Here is a 23,489-nt window from a genome sequence, read left to right as displayed (position 1 = left end):
TGTATCGGCAGCCTTGCCAGGAACTGTATACATCTTTGCCCCGAGAGCACCACTGCCCTTCGTCTCCCTAGACAGCGCCGAAGAAGGCCACCTTCTGCGAAAGCCGGTCCGCCAGGCGAGCCAGCTCGGTGCTGGCGGTCGCGACCTGCTGCGAGCCGGTCGCTGACTGCACCGTCGAGCCATGGATGCGCGTGATGTTCTGCGAGACGTCGTCGGCGACTGCGTTCTGTTGCACCGACGCGCTGGCAATCTGTGCGTTCATCAGGTTGATCGCGCCCACCTGCTCGCTGATCTTGGCCAGGGCTTGCTGCGCACTGCGCGTCTGGGTGACGGTGTGCCCCACCAGTTCGCAGCTGTTGCGCATGGTCTGCGCGGCCATCTCGGTGCCTGACTGGAGGGTGCTGATCATCTCGCGGATCTCTTCGGTCGACTGTTGGGTGCGATTGGCCAGCGAGCGCACTTCGTCAGCGACCACTGCAAAGCCACGGCCGTGCTCGCCGGCGCGGGCGGCCTCGATGGCGGCATTGAGGGCCAGCAGGTTGGTCTGCGCGGCGATCGAATTGATCACGTCGATGACCGATTCGATCTTTTCGCTGTGGCGCGACACCTGGTCGACGGTGTCCGTGGTCTGCTCCAGGGTCAGCGCCAACTGCTCGATAGCCTGCGTGGTGCTGGCCACCAGCCGATTGCCGCTTTCCACTTCGATGTCCGCCAGGCGCGAGGCATCTGCGGCCTGGGCGGCGTAACCGGACACCTCGCCCACGGTCGCCGCCATCTGCGTGATGGCGGTGGCCACCTGTTCGGCCTCGCGGGTCTGCAGGCGAATATGCGCGTCGTTGGCGGTGGAGGTCGCCGACAGCTGGGCCGAAGAGTGATTGACTTCCCGCGCCGCCGTACGCACCTGCTCGATGGTTTCGCGCAAATGGCCCAAGGCGGTTTTCAATACGCCCATCACGCTGTTGGGGTGATCGGTCACGATGGTCTGGTTCAGGTTGCCCGCAGCAAGCTGCTCGATTGCCAGAGCCACTTCGGCCGGCTCACCGCCCAGCGTCGATTTGACGAAACGAATGATCACGGTCGACAGCACGATACTCAGCAGCAGCGCGATACCGGTGGCCACCAGCATCAACGTGCTGAACTGGCTGGCAGTGGCCTGCACATCACCCAGCTTGGCCTTGATCGCGGCCTCCTCGTAGTCGATCAGTGCGTTGATGCGCTTGAGCCATTCGCTGTAGTCAGCCGAAGTCTGGCGCAGCAGCAAAGCCTGGGCACCTTGGACATCACCGCCCCGACGCAGCTCGATGAGCGTGCGGGTGGACTCCAGGGTCTGCCGCTCGATGCCCTTGATGGCCGCCAGCAACTGACGCTCCTCGCCGGTTACGCCAGCGCTCTGGAACAGCTGCTCCATCGGCGCCGCGGAATCGACATAGTCTTTTTCCAGTGAGGCCACCTGCGCCAGGTGTTTTTCCAGGTCGCGATCGTTGTCCACCAACACCGCGTCACGGATGGCGATGGCGCGGTTGTGCACGCTGCCACGAAAATTGATGGCGTAACGCTGGATCTTTGCCGCGTTCTCGCTCACGTCACTCAACGTGGAATCAATGAACGCAACGCGCTGGATGCCGATGGCGGTGATCATCACCAACAAGGCGAGAATGGCCGCGAAGCTCAGGGCTATGCGCGTGGCCAGAGACAGAGGTTTTTTCATGGCAGGCTCGAAAGTTCGCCCGATGAGGACGGAAAAGACGCGCGATCCGAAGGTGCAGTCGCGCCGAAGCGGCGGACGTTACGGCGCTGTTGGCAAGGAAGCCAATTGGCATTTCGCGAAGCAATGATAGCTAAACGCTATCAAACTAATCCCGCTCTGAGTTGTATCATTCTGTTGACACTCAAAACCATCGCTTTACATTCGCTTGATGGACAAGAACTCAGAAATTCCAGCGGTTGTTCGACACTGCCGCGGCTGCCGCCAGAGTGGCTGGCGTGGCTGCCATCGGTAAGGCCAGGCAGGCGGCGCTGCCCTTAACGATTCACGCAAAGGTGCGGGCATCATGAACTCCGGTCGCAACCTGGTCGCTGCGGCATTTGCCCTCACCGCGCTTTCGTACGGGCTGGCGCGTTTCGCCTATGGCCTGCTGTTGCCGCAGATGCGCGTGGAGCTGTCGCTGGACGCCACGGCAGCAGGCTGGATCGGCAGCGGCGCGTTCGCGGCCTACTGCGCCGGCATCGTCCTGACGTTCGTATGCAACGGCGCGCTCACTCCGCGCACCCTTGCGGTGCTCGCGGGTCTGGCCGCCACGGCTGGAATGACCTGCATCGTGGTCGCTTCATCGGGCTGGATGCTGGGTGCGGGAGTGGCGCTTGCCGGGCTGAGCACCGGACTGACCTCACCACCGCTGGCGAGTGCAGTCGCCGCTCGGTTCAACGCTGCCGGCCGCGCAAAGGCCAATGCGGCGATCAACGCAGGCACGGCTGCCGGCATCGTCTTCTCGGGTGCCGCTGCAGTCATGACCGTGGACGCCTGGCGTGAGCTTTATGCACTGTTCGCCCTGATTGGCGCAGCGATCACCGTCTGGCTGTGGCGGGCCCTGCCGCAGGGTAGTGGCAGTGAAACCGGCGCTGGCATATCCCTGAAACTGCTCGGCCGACCGGGGCTGGCCCTGCTCTGCCTGAGTGCCTTCGCCATGGGCCTGTCGAGCACCGCCATCTGGACCTTCGGCGCCGACATCCTGCGCGGCGCGTTCGGGGTCAGCGACAGCGGCATCGCCTGGGCCTGGATCGTACTCGGAGCGGCCGGGGTCAGCGGCGCAGCCACCGGCGTGCTGATCGACCGCTTCGGTACGGCCGTCATCCATGGCGGCTCGCTGTTGGCCATCGTCGCGGCGATCCTGACCCTGGCGGCAAGCGGATTCAGCATCGCCTATGGCTTCGTTGCCATGGGCCTGTTCGGCGCGGCCTATATCATGTCCTCGGGTGCATACCTGATCCAGGGCACTGCACTGCTGCCGGATCGACCCAACCTGGGCCTGGGTTTTCCGTTCCTGTGCCTGGCACTCGGGCAGACGGCCGGCGCGCCGTTGTTCGGTGCGGCGATGGGCGCCATGGGTGTCAACGGTGCCCTTTTCGCCTTTGCCCTGCCTGCCTTTCTGGCGATATTTCTCAGGCCCAAAACCCGCTAGCAGAATCTTCATTCGATTGCGCTGCGGAGCCCGGAACTTACGCTCGATCCGCCCACTCAGTTCTGTACCTGCCTGCCCTCATTCGAGACCACTGCCTTGGCCACATCTGCCACTTCGCGGCGTAACGCGCTGTCTCTCGACGGCCTGAATTTCTTCCTGGCCGATGTCCGTGACGGGCTCGGACCCTATCTGGCGATCTACTTGCTGGCGGTGCACAAATGGGACCCCGGCAGTATTGGCCTGGTAATGACCCTGGCCGGGCTGGCGGCGCTGCTCACCCAAACCCCCGCCGGCGCCCTGATCGACAAGACCCGGCACAAACGTGCGGTGGTGGTGGTCGCCGCCCTGCTGGTTACCGCTAGCTGCGTGGTCCTGCCTTTCATTACCTCGTTCGGGCTGGTCGCCGCTACCCAGGCGCTTGGCGCCATCGCCGGCTCGGTGTTCGCTCCGGCCATCGCCGCCATCTCCCTGGGCATCACTGGGCCCAAGGCCTTCACCCGGCGCACCGGTCGCAACGAAACCTACAACCATGCCGGCAATGCCTTCGCCGCCCTGCTGGCGGGCGGGTTCGCCTACCTGTCCGGACCGGTCGCGGTGTTCTACCTGATGGCCGCCATGGCCTTGGCCAGCGTGCTGGCGGTGAGCTGCGTGAAGGCCGATGCCATCGACCACGACGTCGCCCGTGGGCTGGAAGCCCACCACAAGGATGGGCACGAACAGCCCTCCGGCTTCAAGGTGCTGCTGGGCAATCGTGCGCTGCTGGTGTTCGCGGTCTGTTGCGCGCTGTTCCACCTGGCCAACGCGGCGATGCTGCCGCTGGTGAGCCAGAAGCTGTCGCAGATCGACCTGAGCATGGCCACCCCATTGACCTCGGCCTGCATCGTCGCCGCGCAACTGGTGATGGTGCCTGCAGCCCTGCTGGTGGGCGCGCGTGCCGATCAATGGGGGCGCAAACCCTTGCTGCTGGCCGGCTTCCTGATCCTGCCGATTCGCGGTGTGCTCTATACATTTTCCAACGATCCGTACTGGCTGGTGGGCGTGCAACTGCTCGACGGCATCGGCGCCGGCCTGTTCGGTGCACTGTTTCCGCTGGTGGTCAAAGACCTCACCCACGGTACCGGGCGTTTCAACGTCAGCCTGGGCGCCCTGACCACCGCCTTCGGCCTGGGCGCTGCGCTGAGCAACGGTTTGGCCGGCCTGGTCGTGCAGGAGGCTGGCTACAGCGCGGCCTTCCTGACCCTGGCCGGGGTCGCTGCTGCGGCCTTCGTCCTGCTGCTCACCGCCATGCCGGAAACCCTGCGCCGCGCCACTGAACAGGAAGCCACGCCTTGCCCCACGCCAGCTTGATCATCTGGGGCGTCAGCCTCCTCGCGACGTTGGGCATCATCACCAGACCGCTGCGGATTCCCGAATACGTCTGGGCGCTGGCGGCAGCGATCGGTCTGGTCGCTGGCGGCCTGATCGCCTGGTCTTCGGCACTGGCAGCGGTACTCAAGGGTACCGATGTCTACCTGTTTCTGGTGGGCATGATGCTGCTGGCCGAACTGGCCCGCCGTGAAGGTTTGTTCGACTGGCTGGCGACCGTCGCTGCCCGCCAAGCCCGCGGCAGTGCGCAACGGCTGTTCGATCTGGTGTTCGTGGTCGGCACCGTAGTGACTGTTTTCCTGTCCAACGATGCCACTGCCGTGGTGCTGACCCCGGCGGTGTACGCGGCCACCCGGGCGGCGCGCGTCAACCCCCTGCCGTATCTGTTCGTCTGCGCGTTCATTGCCAATGCGGCCAGTTTCGTCCTGCCGATTTCCAACCCGGCCAATCTGGTGATATTCGGCAAGCACATGCCGCCGCTGCTCGATTGGCTGGCCATGTTCAGCCTGCCGTCCGTGGCGGCCATCGCCATGACCTATCTGGTTTTGCGCCTGACCCAGCGTCGGCATCTGCAGCAGCGCCTGGAACTTGTCGAACAACTGCCCCACCTGAGCGCAGGTGCTCGACTCACCGCCTGCGGGCTGGCCGTCACGGCCGTGCTGCTGTTGACCGTATCGGCTCTGGATGAAGCGCTGGGCCTGCCGACGTTCCTGGCGGCCATCACTACCCTCGCCGTCGTCCACCTGTACCAGAGAAGCAATCCCTGGCCAGTGTGCAAGGGCGTGGCGTGGGGCGTGCTGCCGCTGGTAGCGGGGCTGTTCGTGCTGGTGGAAGGCATTGGCCAGACCGGCGTGACCGGTCAGTTGGCCAACTGGCTGGAACAGGCCGCAAGGCACGCGCCGGCCCAGGCGCACTGGTGGGCAGGGGGCCTGGTGGCGCTGGCCTGCAACATCGGCAACAACCTGCCGGTGGGCCTGCTCAGCGGATCCATCAACGAACTGGCGCACCTGCCGCCCAACGTCACCGGCGCGCTGGTGGTCGGCGTCGACCTGGGCCCCAACCTATCGGTCACCGGCTCCCTGGCGACCTTGCTGTGGTTGATCGCGGTGCGCCGCGAAGGGGTCGAAATCAGCGCCTGGACGTTCCTCAAGCTCGGCGCCGTGGTCATGCCGCCGGCCCTGATCGCCGCCCTGTGGCTGCTGTGAGGGCCGCAGGCGTATCAGCGTTTTAGAATTTCACGGTCGCCGTCAGACGCGCCGTGCGCAACGCGCCCTCTTCCACCTGCAGCGTGCTGCTGCCGGTGGTCGCTGGGTAATACTGCTTGTTGAACAGGTTGTCGATGTTCAGCTGCAGGCGCGTTTCGTAACCCTGGGTAGGCAAGTCCCAACGCACGAAAGCATCGGCCAAGGTGTAGCTGTCCATCCAGAAGCTGTTGGCGCTGTCGCCCGGCCGCTCACCCACGTAGCGCGCGCCCGCACCTACATGCCACTGCCCGGTCTGCGCGGGCATGGCCAGATGATGGGTCAGGTACAGGCTGGCTGTGTGCATCGGCGCGTTGGGCAGCCGATTGCCTTCCTGCTCGGGCGCTTCGGCGTTTTGCAGCACTTCGGTGTGGCTGTAGGCATAAGTGCCGATCACACTCCAGTTCTCGGCTATCCGACCGGTGACATCCAGCTCGACACCGCGCGAGCGCGCCTTGCCGACCGCCTCGTCGAGGCGGTCGCCATTGCTCTGCAGCACGCTGTTGACCAGGTTCTTCTTCTCGATGTCATACACCGCCAGGTTCACGTTCAGCGCAGCGGTTGGCGTGTACTTGACCCCGGCTTCGTAGCTGCGACCCTCGGTGGGCTTGAAGCTGTTGCCCGCATCGTCGGCATCGTTGGGCACGAACGAGCGGCTGTAGTTGGCATACAGTGCCACCGTTTCGCTGGGCTGGTAGACGATCCCGCCGAACGGAATGAATTCGTCGCCGTTGGAATCGGCACCGGGCGCGTACGAGCGGCCCAGGCCCTGATCGCTGTATTGGTCCCAATGCGCCTGGCGCCCACCGAACACCAGGATCCAGCGATCGTTCAGGTGCCAATTGTCCTTGAAGTACAGGGATGTGGTGACCAGGTTGTTCTCGGCATTGCTCTGCGCCGCGCTGACCGTGACCGGCTCGGCCAGACGGCCATAGACCGGGTTGCGGATGTCGATATTGCCGGCGGCGGTGTTGGCGTTGCGGTAGGTCTTGCCGCGGTATTTGTCCAGCGACTCGTTGTCCAGGCCCACCACGATTTCATGCCGCTGGCCGAACAGCTGCTGGTCGCCGATCAGATCCAGCGCCGTGTAGCGGCTTTCGTAATCGTAGTGACCGCCATTGGCGATGCGCCGCAAGGTGTTGCCGGTGAGCGTGTTGGGTTGAGCGATGGCCAGGCTGTAGCGATCCTGGGTCCAACCGTAGGTCAGACGACTGCGCCAGGCGTCTCCCAGCTGGTATTCGAACTTCGCCGTGGTGCTCTGGCTGATGCCCACGGTCTTGGCCCAGCGCTCGTCGAGACGGTCGCGGTAGCTGATGTCGGCGGGTCGCCCAGCGACGAACACGGTGCCACGATCGAACGGGCTGGCGTAGTCGTTGTACGTATAGGCCAGCGAAGCACTCGCCCGCTCACCGACCCAGGCAATCGACGGAGCGATCAGGGTGTGCTCGTCGGTCCCATAGTTGCGCCAGTAATCCTCGTGGCTGCGCTCGGCCACCAGCCGGTAGGCCAGATCGGTATCGCCAAGCGGGCCGGTGGTGTCCAGCGACAGCGAACCGCCACCCTCGCTGAAGCCGGATGCGCCGAGGGTGGTGCTGCGGGTGAACTGCGGCTGCTTGCTGACAACGTTGATGACCCCGCCCGGTTCGAGCGCGCCATACATCAGCGAGGCCGGCCCCTTGAGCACTTCCACATGATCGGTGGTCGCCCCCAGGTTGCGACCGATGGCCGAGCGGATGCCGTCGCGCAGGATCGAGTTGTCGTCGTTGCTGCCAAAGCCGCGCTTGATCAGCGCATCCTTGGTGCCGCCCAGGGTGTTGGTCTGGGTGACACCGCTGACGAAGCGCATCGCGTCGTTCAAATCCTTGACCTGGTAGTCGTCAAGCGTGCGTGCCGTAACCGAATTGATGGTCTGTGCCTCATCACGGTTCTGCGTGGCGCTCTTGCTGGCGGTTTCGCCGCGCACGCGGGCGTAGCCGTCATCGCCCTCACCTTCGCCGGTGGCCTGGATGACACTGGAGGGCAGCTCGGTGGCCGCCATGGCCAGGCAAGGCAGGACTGAGCACAACAGCACCCAGGAATGGGCCCGATTCAACGACTTGACCACGCGTGTAACTCCGTACTGGATAGAAGACGCGAATGCGTCCCATCTCAATTGTACGGACTATTGTGATCATTTGCTGAATCGGTTGTACGATTTTTGACTACCTCGCAGACGAATTCAGAGACGGAAGCGACCCACCAGATCGTTGAACGAGATGGCCAGGCGCGACAGATCCTGGGTCGATGCGCTGGTCTGGTGAGCGCCTGCGGCCGTCTGCGTCGACAGGTCCTGGATGTTGATCAGATTCCGGTCGACCTCACGAGCCACGTGGGCCTGTTCTTCGCAGGCGCTGGCGATGACCAGGTTGCGGTCGTTGATCTGTGCGATCCCGGTGGCGATGGATTGCAGCGCATCGCCAGTGGCCTTGGCCAGTACCTGGGTGTCCCCCACCAGCCCCTGGCTCTTGCCCATGGCAGCGACTGCCTGGTCTGCCCGCGAACGCACCGCGCCGATCATGCTTTCGATCTCGCCCGTGGACGACTGGGTACGTGCCGCCAGCGCCCTGACCTCGTCGGCAACCACGGCGAAACCACGCCCCTGCTCGCCGGCACGGGCCGCTTCGATGGCCGCGTTGAGGGCCAGCAGATTGGTCTGTTCGGCGATACCGCGAATCACGTCGAGCACCTTGCCGATATCGCGCACCTGAACCGCCAGGTCTTCCACGATGGTGGTCGAGGACTGGATTTCGATAGTGGCATTGTTTACCGCTTCTACAGCATTGCGCGCCTGCGTCAGGCCATCGGTGGCCTGGCTGCTGGCGGTCTTCGAGGCTTCCGAGGTGGAAATGGCGTTGCGCGCGACCTCTTCCACGGCCGACGTCATCTCGGTGACGGCCGTGGCCGCTTGCTGAATCTCGTCGTTCTGACGCAGTAGCCCACGGCTGCCGTCTTCAGTGACCGCGTTCAACTCTTCGGCTGCCGACGCGAGCTGGTTCGAGGCGTCGGCAATCTGGTGAATGGTCGCCTTCAGACCTTCCTGCATTTCGCCGAGTGCGGCGAGCAGCTGTCCGGTTTCGTCACGGGCCGAGCTGCCGATGCTGTGGGTCAGATCACCCTTGGCGATCAATTTCGCGCTGGCCACCGCGGTAGCGATGGGCCTGCTGATCAGGCGGCTCATGAACAGCCCCAGTGCCAGTGCTGCAAGAAAGGCCAGCGCGATGCCGATGTAGAGCACGGTGATCGCCGCCCGCTCCTGCTCGTCGGCATCACGCGCGCCTTCCTGGATCTGCCGGTTGTTCGACTCGACCATCACGGTCAGCTCGTCCATGACGGTGCGATAGGCCGGCTGGATCTCGCCCGACATGAGCGAGCGCGCAGCCGAAACGTCACCGGCGTCCAGCACCGACAGCACTTTCTGCAGCTGCGCCTGATACAGCGGCCAGTCACGTTCCATCTTGTCGCCGGCGGCACGCTCGTCGTCGGCCTGTGGCGTCTTGCGGTACGTCGAAAAAGCCTTCTCGCTGTCCGCCAGGTTGGTATTCATACTCTGGCGAATCGAGTCCTTGACGCTTTGCGAATCGTTCTCCGCATGGGCGGCGATCAGGGCGTAGAGGTCTTTGAGCTGGGCAATGGCCTTGCTCTTGGCTTCGGCCGTCTTGGCAACCGAGACCAGGTTGTTAGAGAACACCCCTTTGAGGCTGTCCGACAGCTGGCTGACGCCGCGCCCCCCCAGCAGGCCGACGCCCAAGGTAATGAACGCACACAACCCGAAGGCCGCAATCAGTTTGGAAGATAACTTTGCATCGCGAAGCCACGTCATACAGGTATCCTGTCAGGTCCACCAAAAAAAGCCCCGGGTTCGGCACTTTCCTTAGCGTCGTGGGCGGTATGAACCCGCTATCGGCATCGCCGCAGGAAGCTTGAATAGTGTTCGCAGGCCGTGTGGCCACTTGGGCCTACCTTCTGTCGTGGCGACCAAATGCACCTGCCATACGATCAGCGGTATGAACGCTTATGAGATGATGGCTGTCTGACATCACTCTATCCGCAAGACCTTGCGATGCCACCCATGAACGACCTCAACCGCCGTAATCCATGCCGCTTGCCGATGCTTCTATCGCTGACGCTGCTCACGATCGTGGGGCTCTCCATTCTGTGGGAGTTTCACCTCGAAGCCTATGTGATGCATTGGCTGAACCTGCCCTACGACGGGGACTTCGAAGACGCCGAACGCTGGCGGTTCGTACTGACGTCCTCGGGGTTCTCGATGATTTCGCTGATCGTGCCGACCATCGTGCTCAAGCGCATGGTCACCAACACTCAACTCAGCTACAAGCGTCTGCAGCGGATCCAGTTTCAGACCGAAACCCTGGCCAGGTACGACTCCCTCAGCGCCTTGATCAACCGCCGCGGCTTCATGGACCTGCTGTGCGAACGGCTTGCGCAGCATCGCTGCGTATCGATCATGCTGATCGACCTGGACCACTTCAAAGCCATCAACGACCAGCACGGCCACTCTGGCGGAGACAGCGTGCTGGTCGAGGTGGCCGACCGGCTCAAGCACATCGCACGCCTGCACGGTGGCACTGCCGCCCGGCTGGGTGGGGATGAGTTCTGCCTGCTGTTTCTGGATTACAGGGATGAGCGCGAGCTGAGCGACATTGCCGCAACGACCATCCAGCAGGTCAGCGAAGCCTTTGTCGAACCCTCAACCCCCGTGCGGCTGGGAGCGACCATTGGCATATCGCGTTCCTGGATCGATGCCACCGAGGCGTCCGCACTGCTGCACTGCGCCGATACGGCGATGTACCGAGGCAAGAACGCCGGCCGCTCCATGTTCAATTTCTACGACAACGAATACGAGCGGCAGCTGCGTGCGCAAGCCGACCTCGACCAAGCCCTCAGGCACGCGGTGGAGCGCGAGGAAATCGTGCCGTTCTTCCAGCCCATTGTCACCCTTCCGTCGCAGACGATCGTGGGCTTCGAGGTGCTTGCACGCTGGGCCCGGCCCGACGGCAGCACCGGCATGCCTAGCGACTTCATCCCGATACTCGAACGCCTTGGCCTGATTCCGGCCATGACCCGCTCGCTGGTCAAGCAAGCCTGCAGGGCGGCCAGCTTCTGGGACGATACACTGCACCTATCGCTCAACGTCAGCGCCACCATGATCACCGATGAGCTGTTCCCCGATCGCCTGGCCGAGCAACTCAGGCATGAACGCTTCCCCTACGAGCGCTTCGAAGTGGAGATCACTGAAGAAGCGCTGGTGGGCAACCTCGACGCCGCCCAGCGGAACCTGAGCAAGCTGCACGCCTACGGCATCAGCGTGGCGCTGGACGACTTCGGCATCGGCTATTCGGGTCTGTACCATCTGACGCGGTTGTCCATCGACAAGATCAAGATTGACCGCTCCTTCTTCGAGGCCGGGAGCATTGACCACCTGCCCATGGTGGAAGCCATCCTGGGGATGGCACGCAGCCTGAAAATGAAGGTCACGGCCGAAGGCATCGAGGACTTCCACCTGCCCTACCTGCCGAAATGGCTGGCGGAAAATGGTTGCCACTATGCCCAGGGCTATCTATACGGCCGCCCACAGGCGGGAAGCACGATCGCCACTGCCGTCCAGGCGCCGTTGACGGTCTGCGCCGCGGCTCAGAACTGAACGCGACGCCCGGTCACCGGGTAGCTCGGGTCGGTGTAGCCAGGCGTCGAGCTATGGCCCGCCACCACCAGCGCGTCGATGAACGCCTCGTCCTCTGCAGTGAACCGGTACTGCAACGCCGGCACATAGTCGCGCCATTGCTGTTCGGTGCGAGGTCCGGCGATGGCCGAGCTGATCAATTGGTTGTTGAGCACCCACGCCAGGGCAAATTGCCCCGAGGTAATGCCGCGGGCCTGGGCGTGATCCTTGATACGTTGCGCCAGGTTCAGCGACTCTGAGCGCCACTCGGTCTGCTGCAGGCGCGGATCGCTGCGCCCCGCCCGCGTGTCGACACCCGGTTCGGCACCGGGGTCGTACTTGGCGGTGAGCACGCCTCGCGCCAGAGGGCTGTAGGACACCACGCCGATGCCATAATGCTCGGCTGCCGGCAGATGCTCGGCTTCGATCTGCCGATTGGCCAGGTTGTACAGCGGCTGGCTCACGGTCGGCCGCTCGACGCCCAGCAGGTCTGCCACCCGGCAGAATTCGGCAAGCTTCCAACTGCTGTGGTTCGACAGCCCGTAGCCGCGGATCTTGCCGGCGCGAATCAGATCGGCCAAGGCGCGCACGGTCTCTTCCACCGGCGTGAAAGGGTCTTCACGGTGCACGTAATAGAGGTCGAGGTAATCGGTCTGCAAGCGCCGCAGACTGCCCTCCACCGACTCGATCACGCTGTGGCGCGAAGCCCCACGTCCATTCGGCCCTTGCACGCCGGGGTTGGGGTTGACGAACTTGCTCGACAGCACCCAACGCGAGCGCTGGCCGGCGATCAGCTTGCCCACCGCGATTTCCGAAGCGCCGTCGTTGTAGTTGTTCGCCGTGTCGATGGCATTGATGCCCTGCTCCAAGGCATCGTCGACGATACGCTTGGCGGTGGCGTCGTCGGTCTGGCCGCCGAACATCATCGTACCCAGGGTGATTTCGGAAACCTGCAGGCCATGGCAGCCCAGGCGGCGGTATCTGACGTCGCTCATCGAAAACTCCTCTTTTAGCAAAACAGCCGGCCGTGCACGGCCCTGTCCATTGATGCTGGCTTATCCGATCCCATCCAGCAACATGATGGCCTATAGCCTCTATGGAAAAAGACTATTTAAGCTGCGCGGGCTCAGGCCGATAGACTGATCACACTCAAATGAAAAAACGCTCATCCAGTGGCCAGGACGCCAAAACACCGATAGAGCCCTCGGAGCACCGCATGCCCACCACACACATCACTGAAATGCAGGAAGACGTCCATGACGCGGCACGTCAGTTGGAAATGATCTACCAAATGCTCCGCGGCCACGCCCTGTTTCTGCGCAGCAGAAACATCGACCATCTCATAGATGATGTCTTGCTCGTTGAAAACCAGGCGGGCGCTCTGGCCCTGTCCATTCAAGATCTAAAAGGGGCCGCATCCAGGATGGCCAAGGCGGCGTAGCTCGAAAAGCCTCGTATCCTACAAAGTCCAGTATACAAGCCTCTTATTCCATTCAGGAATTTACTGAAACCATTTAGTGATTATCCAGGCATAAGCACCAATGCTAGTGTCGACGACATACCGATCAGCATTCGTGTCGTCCTTATGCCCAATTATCTCGATTCCCGTCACCGCCAGTCGATCCTGCAACTGCAGAACACCTGGACCGCGCGCAGCGACTGGCCGACCTGGTTACTGCTGCTCGGCACCTATGGCGCCTGGTGGGCGCTGATCGAATTCGGTTCGTTCATCGGGCGACCGCTCACCGTACTGCTGCTGGTGCCGCTGCTTACCTTGTGGATGTCGCTGCAGCATGAACTTCTGCACGGCCACCCTACCCGCTGGCGCAGCGTCAACAAGGTCCTGGGCTATGCCCCGCTGGCTATCTGGTATCCCTACACCCTGTACCGCGACAGCCATCTGGCCCATCACCGCGACGAGACGATCACGCTGCCACGCGACGACCCGGAAAGCCGTTACCTCGATGCCCGGGCCTGGTCGGGCAGCGCGGGGCCCGGCCGGACGCTGCACTGGCTGAACAAGACCCTGCTGGGCCGTCTCTGCGTAGGCCCGGCCCTGGCGCTTGCCGGTTTGATTCACGAGCAGTGCGCCCGCCTGTCGCGCGGCGAGGCGCAAGCGTGGCTGATGTGGGGCACTCATCTGCTCTGCGTGCTGGCGCTGTTCGGGTTCATCAGCGCCCAAGGCGTGGCTGTCTTCGATTACCTGCTGGCGAGCGTTCTGGCGCTGGCGCTGTCCATGGTCCGTTCCTACTACGAACATCGCCCTGCCGAGGCACCCGAGCAGCGCTCGGTGCTCAACGAAGCGGGCTGGCCCTGGCGCTGGCTGTTTCTCAACCTCAACCTGCACCTGGTGCATCACGACCTGCCGGGGTTGCCTTGGTACTACCTGCCCCGCGTGTACCGCGAGCGCCGCACGGACTGGCTGCAACGCAGCGGACATTTTTTGGTCAATGGCTACAGCGAGCTGTTTCGGCGTTATGCCGTGTCCCCCGTCGACAGCCCCCTGCACCCTCGCGGCGGAGGCACCCAGCCATGAGCACCGACGTGATCGCTGCACTGCCCATGTATCCTGCGCCCGCCGTAGTCGGCGAGGCGTACCGCCGCTGGCTGGAGGAAACCCTGCAGTTGCTGGGCACCGACCGCCCCACGCCCTGGCCGGGTTCACTCGCGGAGCTGTGGCTGCATCCACGACTGCTGTTGGCGCAGACCTGCGGCTTGCCTTTGATCACCGAACTCAAGCATCGGGTCCGTATCGTCGGCCGACCTCATTTCGCGCTACCCGAGGCACAGGCCGGACAACATTGCAGCCTGCTGATCGCTCGCCTCAATGACCCACGGCAGACCCTCGCCGAATTCTTCGATTGCCGGGGCGCCTACAACAGCCTCGACTCCAACAGTGGCATGAACCTGCTGCGCCATGCGCTGATCCCCCATGTGCGGGAGGGTCGGTTCTTCAAAAGCGTTCAAGCGACTGGCAGTCATCGCCAGAGCATTGCCCACGTCGCCACAGGCATCGCCGACCTGGCGGCCATCGACAGCGTGACCTTTGCCTACCTGGCTCGCCATGCGCCGAATGAAGTCGCCGGCGTGCGGGTCGTGGAACGCACGGCCAATGCGCCGACATTGCCCTATATCACCAGCCTCCACGGGCCAGAGCCAGGCTTGCTGCGCGAGGCCATGAATGCGGCACTGGCACATCTGCCAGAGGTTGCGGCAGTGTTGGCTATAACGACCGTGCAGGTAACGGCCTTCGCCGATTACGAAGTATTGCTGGAGTATCGGGACAAGGCGCGGCGGCATATCGGACAAGCCGGGCTGTGGTAGCCTCGCATCGCTTGGGCCGACCCTGGCCGTCAGAAAAAGTACCTTACCGATGCGCCCAGGGTGGTTGATGGCTGAGGCACGATCACCAGGCCGCTGTTGGTGCCATAGGCCACTTCGCTGCCATACCGGTGGGGCTGAAAAGTGCCGTAGACACTGAACTGGTAATCGCTGTAGTCGTAGCTGGCGCGCAAGTCATAGCGCGTGTAGGCAGGCATGGTCTTCCTGCCAGTGCCGACGTAATAGGGAATGCCGCCCAGATGATAAGCATCGGCATTCAATGTAACTTGCCCACCCATCAACCCGTCTCGATACTGAACGCCCGCCTTGTAGGTGTGCTCCGGCACGACCAGTCGCGCACCGATACCCGGCGCCGGGTTGGTGATGACCGCATCGATGATCCGGCCATAACTGATGTAGGTACTGACGGTCGACGTGGCTTGATAGTTGACACTGGTCTCCAGCCCTTTGCGCGTGGTGTCACCTACTTGCTCGTACACACCCGGCGAGGTTTGCACGGTCTCGCTGTCGTTCTGGATGTAATAGAACTCGGTGGTACTGGACAGGCTATCGGTAGGCCGCAGGGTAAAACCCACGTCGTAGGACTTGACCTTGCTGGGGCGTACGCTGCCGTTTATCTGTCCACCCGTGTCCCTGAGCGGAAGCGCACTGCTGCTGCCTGAACTGATGTACTCCGCCGCTGGGGAGCGGAAACCCTGAGCCACATTGGTGAACAGTTCGAGCTGATCGATCGGTGTCCATGCCACGCCGAACCTGGGCGTTGTCACCGAGCTGTTGTAGCCGGTACTGGCGTCTCGAAACTTCAGGTTGTCGATATCGTAGTCGAACCGATCGTGACGGATACCGGCGAGCAACTTGAGCGAATCGATGGGCTTGTACTGGCCCTGCGCGAAGACCCCATAGGTGATGAGGTCCATGTCGAAGTCGTAGTAGAAGTTTTGCGTGGGCTGGAAGTTGCGGTACTGCTGGCGAAACGCATCGCCTTTGTCGCGACGCACGTCCGTCCCGACCATGAGCGATACCGTGTCTTCATACACGAAGTTATAGGCCAGGCGCCCACCGTAGATGTCACGATCGTCCTTGCCATAGTTATGTGTGTTCGTACCGTTGGAGATGCCGCGTACGCGCCTGAAGTCTTCGTAATAGGCCGTGTAGTACAGGCCCGCCTCGCCCTCGGCCGGCGACCGATTGAACACGTAGGTATTGCGATTGGCGTTGCCGAAGCCATACAGGTTGTCGGTATCGCGGCGGCCGACGGTGCCCGCCTTCAATGCGGGCAGGCTCAGATAGCCGTCATTCCTGAAGTCCGATTCGTAATGGCTGAACCGCGCCGAGTATTTCGCATCGCCAATGACTTTGGAAAGCTTCCAGAAATAGGTGCCGCGCTGGTTTTCGGCGGCCTTGCGGTATCCGTTGGTCCTGTAGAGGTCAGTCACCAACAGTGACTCGAGGCCTTCATGTTCACCGCCTAGTACCAAGTTAGTCCGCTGGCCATCGAAGCTGGCGACATCCACCCCGATGCTGGACGCGACGTCACTGCCGTCCAAGGTTTCGATGTTCACGGCGCCTGCCCGATTCTGATCGCCGTACAGTGCCGACACCGGGCCTTTGATGACGTCCACACGCTTGATCATCTGCGGCGTGAGCCATTCCAGAAATACGGGACCATGCCCTGCCCCGCCCTGACTTGAGGGAATGTTCTGCGGCACCCCGTCCACCGACACCGCCACGTCGGCCCCGTGGGTGCCATTGGTGGCGAACCCGCGCATGCGAAAACCGTTACCGGTGTCCCCCTGATCGATGTTGTTGGCTACCACGCCCGGCACCCGTCGGTAGATGTTGGAGATATCGCGATCCACGTTGAGGGTGCGGATCTCTTCTTCGGTTATCGTCGAGACGGCAGTCGGCAGGCTTTGCGAGGCCGTGCTGATCCGATTGCGCACCAGCGGTTGCGCTATACCCGTGCCGTATCGATCGCCTGAAATCTCGACAAGGCCCAACTCGGTAGGCCCTGGTGGTTCCGACTCCTGTGCCGCCAGCGGCGTGTAGAAACCAACGCTGCCAGTCAGCGCCGCGCCAGCGAATGCCAGGCGCCTGAAGTGATTCGCATATCCGTACATGAACAATCCTGTTTACGTTATGATATAACGTGACAATATTACAACCGAAATTGTCCGTTGACCAGAAACGCCCTACACGATTGCCATGCTGCACCCGCGATGCCTATCGGCATCGTTCGAGCGCACGGCTCAACCCCTGCAGAACACTCGGGAAAACCCATGAAAATTGCTTTGTCATTGCTTGCCGCTGCAACCCTTCTCAGCGCCCAAGGTGCGTATGCCCATGGTATCTGGACCGAACAACGCTACGGCCAGTTGGACGTCGTCTACGGGCACGGCGCAGAAGACCAGGCCTATGCCGCGGATAAGGTCAAAGGCGCATGGGCCTACGATGAACGCGGACAAATGATCCCGGTGACGGTCGAGAAGCTCGGCGACCACGCGCGCCTGCATCCAGCCGCGCAGCCCGCCGTGCTCGCCGTTGCCCTGGACAACGGTGTCTGGAGCAAGAACGCTCAGGGAGAATCGGTGAACAAGCCCATGGCTGACGTACCTGGCGCCGTCAGCGCCAGTCACAGCTACAAGTACAGCCTGGCGATCCTGAAAGCACACGCGCAGGTGCCCGACGCGCTGAAATTGGCCATGGTCATTCGGCCGTTGAAAGATCCGAGCGAAGTAGGCGTCGGTAATCCATTACCCGTTGAACTGACGATCGACGGCAAGCCGGCCGGTGGCATTGCCCTGCTCGATGACTACCGAGGCATGTCGGACGCCAGTAGCGTCGTCACCGATGCACGAGGTCGCGCCACCGTGACCGTGCGCAACGCCGGGTTGAACGTCATCGCGGCTCAAGCCAAGGTAGCCGCGGTCGATCGCAAGGACGTTTCAGAGCGCAGCCTCTTCACCTCGCTGACCTTTGTCGGCAAGGCACACCAACACTGAGTCCGCGAGCCACCCTTCATTTCAACCAATCCAGCGTCATGATCAGGCGGCGCTCGCCAGCCCGTGCCTGCGGCGAGCGATGAATGATTCCGCGCCCTTCGTTGCTCATCCATCGCTCACCCTTGAACAAGGCCACGTCAGCCGCCAGCAGCTTGTGCGGTGCATCCACCGGTTCGGACCCGGCCTGCCCCAGCCCCGCCCTGGGCATCGCACCCTCTTCGAGCCATTCGCTGCCCCGGCCAGCGTACGTCGTGATCAAGCGCACGGAGACCCGATCGACGTGATAACGCGGACACATCGCCTTGTCCAGAATGCGCAGACGCAGGCCGATACGCTCGGCGCCCAACAGGCAACCGTAGGCCTGGATCAACCAGGCAACGTCCTCGACGAACTCGGCGTAACCCTCACACCGAGCGAAAGCGGCAGCCAGCCCGACCAGATCCGGGGGCTCTTCCCCCTGTAACTCAATCACTCGCGACTCCGATAGTGGATCGTCACGGCACAACAACGCATCAGTGAAACTCGCGATCGCGGGCGAAAATTGCCGCGTCCAGATGGCCAGGTTTATGTCGTCGCGCAGGATCTCCGCCAGCACGGCGGGCTCGGGCGACTGAATGTAATGGGGGGTGGCGGGCATGGCATACATCGCATCAGTGGAGGATATGAATAGATATAACATAACATATCAATAACCACGCCCATGATCCAACGAGATGTGTTAGTCGCGCCGTTGTCACAGCTTTATCACCCAAAGGAGGATGAGCCAGTGAAACAGATTCAAGCAGGCGTGCTCAACGTCGCGTACCGGGACCTTGGCCCAGCCGATGGGCCTGCGGTCGTGCTGTTGCATGGCTTCCCCTACGACATCCGCGCCTACGACGCGGTGGCCGAACGGATCACCGCTGCCGGTTGCCGATGCATCGTTCCCTACCTGCGCGGATACGGGGGCACGCATTTCGTCGACGCAAACACGCCTCGCTCGGGTGAGCAAGCAGCCTTGGGGTCGGACCTGCTGGCATTATTGGATGCTTTGAAAATTCCCCAGGCCGTACTTGCCGGCTACGACTGGGGTGGCCGCGCAGCGTGCGTGGTGTCCGCCCTGTGGCCCGAGCGCGTCGTGGGACTGGTCAGTTGCGAGCCGGGCTACAACATCCAAGACATTGCCCATGCGACCCGCCCCGCCGCCCCGCAAGCCGAACAGCGCTTGTGGTATCAATACTACCTGCACGGCGCCCGTGGCTACGCAGGCCTTGAAGCCGACCGGGATGCCTTCTGCAAGCTGCTGTGGCAACTATGGTCGCCGACCTGGGCATTCACCGATGAGGTGTTTTTAGCCTCGGCGCAGTCGTTCCACACTCTCGACTTCGTCGACGTGGTCACGCACTCCTATCGCCATCGCTTCGGACTGGTCGACGGCGATGCGCAGTACGCGGCCATCGAACAGAGGCTGGCGAAGCAACCCGTCATTGCCGTGCCAACGGTCATCCTGGCCGGTGCTTGCGACGGTGTCACCCCGGTTCAGGATGAGCAGCAGGCGCTACGCCGATTCAGCGCCCCTGTTCGTCGATCAATCCTCGAAGGCGTGGGCCACAACGTCCCGCAGGAGGCACCGGAGGCATTCGCCCAGGCGGTGCTGAGCCTGTCAGGGCCGTGAGGCCCCTACCATGGTGTGGCCCATCGATTGGTGTCGGGTGTCTATTCACTCAAGAGCGTGCGCAGCAGCTCGATCATAGGCTCGACCGCCGGGCTGCTTCGATTGGGTGCCTGCACCAGATGCAATTGCCTTGACGCCACGGAATCATCCAGATCGCGAACGACTATATCCGCCCTGCAGGTGGTGGTGGACAGTTTCGGTGCAAGCGCCACGCCCAACCCTGCAGCGACCATTGCCTGGGTTTCCTGATAGTCGTTGGCCAACAGGGCGATGCGTGGCGTGAACTTGCACTGGGCAGCGGTGCGGTGCAGCAGCTCGGTGATTTCATGACCATCGGACCGGCACACCCAAGCCTCCTTGGCGAGCTGAGCCAGGTTCAGAGGTCCTGCCTCCTGCGCCATTGCGTGCCCTGCTGGCAGCAATACCACCGTAGGGTCCGTGCGTAGCTGCAAGGTCGACCCAGGTTCGTTCAGCCACGGGTATGTCCAAGTAATGGCCAGATCGAGCTCACCCGAGCCGATGAGTTGACGCAGCGCCACCAGACGAGTGCTGCGCACATCCAAGGTGATGGTCGGATGCCGCGCCCTGAACTGCATGACAATTCGCGGCAACAATGAAGACCCCAGCGTCGGAAACACCCCCAGCGACAGGTGGCCGGCGCGGCCTTCGGCAACACTGCGCAGTTCCGTCTCGAGCTGCGCCATCTGTGCCTCGATCAGGTTGACCCGGCGCATGACCCGCTCCCCGGCATCGGTAAGCGCCATGCCATGGGGTCGACGCTCGAACAGTGGCAGCCCGATGACGCTTTCCACACGCTGTACCGTTTGAGAAACCGCGGAGGGGGTCAGGTGCAAGCTGCGTGCGGCAGCGGTCATCGAGCCGACTCTGCCGACTTGTGCCACCACTCTGAGTTTTTCGATATCGAGCTTCATGAAAAGAGCCTATTAGCTATTAAGCCAGACTTCAATCTGTGTTTAGCATTTGTCGTTAGGCTTAACGACCTGGCGTTGATATCTTTTTATCAAGCGCTGCAATTCTCGTCAGCAGCACTACCCAGACACAATAAAAACAAAAGGCACCGCTCATGAACCCACGACACAACCTGGTCTCGCAGACAGATCACTGCCTGCCCCATCCGCCCGTCCCCTTTATTGTTCCTGTCCCATTCGACGCCTGCTGAGGAGCACCAACATGTTGGCTCTCCTCGGTTTTGCCACCTTGGGTGTGTTCATGCTATGCGTCATCCGCAAATGGATGACGGCCTTCGTCGCGATCATAGTCGTGCCAGCATTTTTCCTGCTGTTTACCGGCCAGGGCGCACAGCTGGGCGAAATGATCGCCGCCGGCATCAAGACGGTAGCACCCACTGCCGTGTTGCTGTTGTTCGCCGTGCTGTATTTCGGCTTGATGATGGATGCGCGCTTGTTCGATCCGCTATCGCGACTGATCATCCGCATATCCAAAGGCGACCCAGTCAATATCTGCGTGGGCACCGCCGTCCTCGCCTGTCTGGTCGCCCTGGATGGCGACGGAACCACCAGCTACATGATCATCTGCTCGGCTTTCCTGCCGCTCTACAAAAGGCTTCACATCAACCCGTTGATCATCGCGACCATCGCCACCATGGCGCTGGGTACCGTGTCCGGGACGACCCCTTGGGGCGGCGCTGCAACACGGGCCGTCAGTATCCTGCACCTGGACGCCAGCGAGTATTTCGCGGCAATGCTCGGCCCGATGATCCTGTCCTGCGCCTTCGTCTGCCTCATTGCCTACGTGCTGGGGCGCAAAGCGCGCAAGGCAATCGATCCGCAGCACAGTGCGCAGGTTTCAGCGCAGATCATCGCCGAGAGCTGCCAGGTCGAGCACGCCGCCAACTGGCAGACGGCATTGAACGCTGCACTGACCGTCCTGCTGCTGGTTTGCCTGGTCTTGGGTGTAGCCAACCTCATGGTGTTGTTCATCGCCGGTTTCGTCATCGCACTGTTCGTCAATGTGCCACGTGCTGCCGACCAAGGCGCTGTCATTCAGCGGCATGCAGCAAGTGCCGTGCCTGTGGTGATGCTGGTATTAGGCGCAGGGGTCTTCACGGGGATTTTGACTCAAACCGGCATGACCACGGCGATGGCCGAAGCCTTCGTGGGCAGTCTGCCCAGCCACCTCGGCTCCTTGATCCCACTGGCCACCGCGCTGATCGGCATCCCCCTGAGCTTCTTCATGGCCAACGACGCGTACTTCTTTGGCATCGTGCCGGTACTGGCGGAAATGGCCGCGCGCTACGACATCCCCGCCATGGAGATCGCTCGTGCCGCCGTCATCGGCCAGATGGCCCATTCGATAGGCCCGGCCTCGGCGCCCTTGTGGGCCTTGCTCGGCATCATCAAGGCAGACCTGGGCGACTTCCAGAAATTTGCCTGGAAATGGGTGCTGCTGGCATCGCTGGCCTACATGACTTTTGCCGTCCTGACCGGGGCAATCTCCGTCTCCAGGTAGATCACGCTCTGCATGGCGAATTTGACTCCATCCCGGCAATGCGGCCTTGAACGAGGTACCGACACGCCTGGTCGATACCTCCCTTCACGATTGGACTCACAATGAAACTGACCTCTGCCATCGCAGCACGCACCTGCAGTCTGACCTTCGAGCACTTATCCCCACAGGCCTTATGGAATGCCAAGCTCGCCATCCTCGACACCGTGGGCTGTGCCTTGGCAGGCGCACGTGAACCCGTGGTGCACACGCTGCTGCAGACCGGGGGACTGAACACCCTCGGCGCAGTACCGGTACTGGGCAGACACGAACGACTGGACCCGCTGTGCGCGGCCCTGGTCAACGGTGCTGCAGCCCATGCGCTGGATTTCGACGACGTGAACATCGCCATGGGCGGGCACCCTACCGCGCCGATCCTGCCGGCCTTGTTGGCCTTGGCTGCAGAAGGGGGACACACCGGCCGCCAGCTGTTGCTGGCTTACGTGGCCGGCTTCGAAACGCAGGCACGCCTGGCACAGAGCGTCAATTTTCATCACTACGACAAGGGCTGGCACCCAACTGCCACCTTAGGCGTGTTCGGCGCAGCTGCGGCCAGTGCTCGGTTGCTTGGCCTCGATGAACAGCAGACCTCGATGGCCTTGGCGCTGTGTGTGTCGTTGGCCTCGGGTGTCAAGGCCAACTTCGGCACCATGGCCAAGCCCTACCACGTCGGCCATGCCGCCAGGAACGGCTTGATGGCAGCGCTTTTGACCCGCAACGGTTTCACCGCAAGCCTGGATGCCTTCGAACATCGCCAAGGTTTCTTCGAAGTGTTCAACGGCCCCGGAAACTATACGCCAGCACTGGCATTGCAGAATTGGGCTGCTCCCCTGGACATCGTGGAGCCAGGTATCGGCATCAAGCTCTACCCCTGCTGCGACAGCACACACACCAGCCTCGATGCCTTGTTCACGCTGCGCCGTGACCACCCTTTCGAGGTTCGCGACGTTGCAGGCATCGAGGTCTACCTGCATCCACTGCGTCTGACCCATGTCGACCGCTCTCTGCTACGGACCAGCCTGGATGCCAAATTCAGCGTGCAATATTGCCTGGCCCGCGCCCTGATCGACGGCCGCATCGTACTTGACAGCTTCAGCGAAAACGCCTTCAACGACGCCGAAGCGCTGGCGCTCATGCAACGCATACATGCCCTGCCTCACCCCACTCCCTCTCTAGCCAGACCAGGCAACTACCTGACCGAGTTGCACATTCGATTGCACAACGGGACGCGGCTGACCGTGCGAGCGCACAGTCCGGCCGGCAGGACCGCCGACCAGCCAGCCCCTCTGGAGAGCATCATGACCAAGTTCAACCACAACGCGGCCAAGGCCTTGGATACGCAAGCCGTTGCAACCTTGATCGATACCCTCATGCGCATGGAGCAATTGCCGCGCGCCGAGGTGATCGGCGATCTTTGCGCGACGCGTTGAACGTCGGTAAAACGCCAAGTGCGTCCTGGGG

The 23,489-nt window shown here is 62.4% G+C and carries 18 protein-coding genes and 1 pseudogene; 11 read left to right on the top strand and 8 right to left on the bottom strand.

Annotation, left to right across the window (positions count from 1 at the left end; translation table 11 throughout):
• Window positions 1-67: 67 nt before the first annotated feature.
• Complete coding sequence (locus IFT98_RS02890; protein ID WP_192047386.1) at window positions 68-1,708, bottom strand: methyl-accepting chemotaxis protein; 1,641 nt, start codon at window positions 1,706-1,708, stop codon at window positions 68-70.
• Window positions 1,709-2,051: 343 nt separating this feature from the next.
• Here IFT98_RS02890 and IFT98_RS02885 point away from each other — a divergent pair, with 343 nt between their 5' ends.
• The 3 genes from IFT98_RS02885 (at window position 2,052) to IFT98_RS02875 (ending at window position 5,749) form a co-directional block, all read left to right on the top strand.
• Window positions 2,052-3,179, top strand: coding sequence for an MFS transporter (locus IFT98_RS02885; protein WP_192047387.1), 1,128 nt, complete (start codon window positions 2,052-2,054; stop codon window positions 3,177-3,179).
• Between the two features lie 96 nt (window positions 3,180-3,275).
• Window positions 3,276-4,526: an MFS transporter gene (locus IFT98_RS02880; protein WP_192047388.1), complete on the top strand. Its 1,251-nt coding sequence runs from the start codon at window positions 3,276-3,278 to the stop codon at window positions 4,524-4,526.
• The gene (locus IFT98_RS02875; RefSeq protein ID WP_192047389.1) at window positions 4,508-5,749 is read left to right on the top strand and encodes an arsenic transporter; all 1,242 of its coding nucleotides are present in this window, start codon (window positions 4,508-4,510) and stop codon (window positions 5,747-5,749) included. The genes IFT98_RS02880 and IFT98_RS02875 overlap by 19 nt, the downstream gene beginning before the upstream one ends.
• 22 nt (window positions 5,750-5,771) lie before the next feature.
• Here the strand turns inward: IFT98_RS02875 and IFT98_RS02870 are convergent, their stop codons facing one another.
• The 3 genes and pseudogenes from IFT98_RS02870 to IFT98_RS21150 form a co-directional block, all read right to left on the bottom strand.
• Window positions 5,772-7,823 (bottom strand): TonB-dependent siderophore receptor, encoded by a 2,052-nt coding sequence (locus tag IFT98_RS02870; protein WP_192047573.1) that lies wholly within the window; start codon window positions 7,821-7,823, stop codon window positions 5,772-5,774.
• A gap of 180 nt (window positions 7,824-8,003) precedes the next feature.
• The gene (locus IFT98_RS21155) at window positions 8,004-8,867 is read right to left on the bottom strand and encodes a methyl-accepting chemotaxis protein (protein WP_425311990.1); all 864 of its coding nucleotides are present in this window, start codon (window positions 8,865-8,867) and stop codon (window positions 8,004-8,006) included.
• Window positions 8,862-9,644 (bottom strand): annotated as a pseudogene (locus IFT98_RS21150) (MCP four helix bundle domain-containing protein); the annotation flags it as partial. The gene IFT98_RS21155 and the pseudogene IFT98_RS21150, both read right to left, overlap by 6 nt.
• 249 nt (window positions 9,645-9,893) lie before the next feature.
• Here IFT98_RS21150 and IFT98_RS02860 point away from each other — a divergent pair.
• The gene (locus IFT98_RS02860; protein WP_192047391.1) at window positions 9,894-11,486 is read left to right on the top strand and encodes a putative bifunctional diguanylate cyclase/phosphodiesterase; all 1,593 of its coding nucleotides are present in this window, start codon (window positions 9,894-9,896) and stop codon (window positions 11,484-11,486) included.
• Here IFT98_RS02860 and IFT98_RS02855 read toward each other — a convergent pair.
• A complete protein-coding gene (locus tag IFT98_RS02855) occupies window positions 11,477-12,499 on the bottom strand; it encodes an aldo/keto reductase (protein WP_192047392.1) in 1,023 nt (340 codons plus the stop codon). The two genes, IFT98_RS02860 and IFT98_RS02855, sit on opposite strands and share 10 nt — an antisense overlap.
• 221 nt (window positions 12,500-12,720) lie before the next feature.
• Here IFT98_RS02855 and IFT98_RS02850 point away from each other — a divergent pair, with 221 nt between their 5' ends.
• The 3 genes from IFT98_RS02850 to IFT98_RS02840 all read left to right on the top strand — a co-directional run bounded on the left by IFT98_RS02850 (window position 12,721) and on the right by IFT98_RS02840 (window position 14,828).
• Window positions 12,721-12,945 carry a hypothetical protein gene (locus tag IFT98_RS02850; protein WP_122712920.1) on the top strand — a complete coding sequence of 75 codons (225 nt, stop codon included), beginning with the start codon at window positions 12,721-12,723 and terminating at the stop codon, window positions 12,943-12,945.
• 144 nt (window positions 12,946-13,089) lie between these two features.
• Window positions 13,090-14,040: a fatty acid desaturase gene (locus IFT98_RS02845; protein ID WP_192047393.1), complete on the top strand. Its 951-nt coding sequence runs from the start codon at window positions 13,090-13,092 to the stop codon at window positions 14,038-14,040.
• Window positions 14,037-14,828: a phosphate/phosphite/phosphonate ABC transporter substrate-binding protein gene (locus tag IFT98_RS02840; protein ID WP_192047394.1), complete on the top strand. Its 792-nt coding sequence runs from the start codon at window positions 14,037-14,039 to the stop codon at window positions 14,826-14,828. Before IFT98_RS02845 ends, IFT98_RS02840 begins: the two co-directional genes overlap by 4 nt.
• Before the next feature lie 29 nt (window positions 14,829-14,857).
• On the opposite strand, the gene IFT98_RS02835 is transcribed toward IFT98_RS02840, so the two are convergent.
• Window positions 14,858-16,966, bottom strand: a complete 2,109-nt coding sequence (locus tag IFT98_RS02835) for a TonB-dependent receptor (protein ID WP_192047395.1) — start codon at window positions 16,964-16,966, stop codon at window positions 14,858-14,860.
• A 159-nt stretch (window positions 16,967-17,125) separates the two neighbouring features.
• On the opposite strand from IFT98_RS02835, the gene IFT98_RS02830 reads away from it, so the two are divergent.
• Complete coding sequence (locus tag IFT98_RS02830; RefSeq protein ID WP_122712924.1) at window positions 17,126-17,848, top strand: DUF4198 domain-containing protein; 723 nt, start codon at window positions 17,126-17,128, stop codon at window positions 17,846-17,848.
• A 16-nt stretch (window positions 17,849-17,864) separates the two neighbouring features.
• On the opposite strand, the gene IFT98_RS02825 is transcribed toward IFT98_RS02830, so the two are convergent.
• Window positions 17,865-18,494, bottom strand: coding sequence for a DUF1826 domain-containing protein (locus tag IFT98_RS02825; protein ID WP_192047574.1), 630 nt, complete (start codon window positions 18,492-18,494; stop codon window positions 17,865-17,867).
• 120 nt (window positions 18,495-18,614) lie between these two features.
• Here IFT98_RS02825 and IFT98_RS02820 point away from each other — a divergent pair, with 120 nt between their 5' ends.
• A complete protein-coding gene (locus IFT98_RS02820) occupies window positions 18,615-19,502 on the top strand; it encodes an alpha/beta fold hydrolase (protein WP_192047396.1) in 888 nt (295 codons plus the stop codon).
• Window positions 19,503-19,543: 41 nt separating this feature from the next.
• On the opposite strand, the gene IFT98_RS02815 is transcribed toward IFT98_RS02820, so the two are convergent.
• Entirely contained in the window at window positions 19,544-20,434 is an 891-nt protein-coding gene (locus IFT98_RS02815) for a LysR family transcriptional regulator (RefSeq protein ID WP_122712926.1), read from the bottom strand.
• A gap of 259 nt (window positions 20,435-20,693) precedes the next feature.
• Here IFT98_RS02815 and IFT98_RS02810 point away from each other — a divergent pair, with 259 nt between their 5' ends.
• Both IFT98_RS02810 and IFT98_RS02805 read left to right on the top strand, forming a co-directional pair.
• A complete protein-coding gene (locus tag IFT98_RS02810; protein WP_192047397.1) occupies window positions 20,694-21,992 on the top strand; it encodes a CitMHS family transporter in 1,299 nt (432 codons plus the stop codon).
• 101 nt (window positions 21,993-22,093) lie between these two features.
• Window positions 22,094-23,458, top strand: a complete 1,365-nt coding sequence (locus IFT98_RS02805) for an MmgE/PrpD family protein (RefSeq protein ID WP_192047398.1) — start codon at window positions 22,094-22,096, stop codon at window positions 23,456-23,458.
• The last annotated feature ends 31 nt before the right edge of the window (window positions 23,459-23,489 follow it).

The organism is Pseudomonas sp. CFBP 8770 (assembly GCF_014841705.1).
GTDB lineage: Bacteria > Pseudomonadota > Gammaproteobacteria > Pseudomonadales > Pseudomonadaceae > Aquipseudomonas.
The sequence above is the reverse complement of the archived record's forward strand: the minus strand, read 5'-3'. Positions and strand labels throughout refer to the sequence as shown.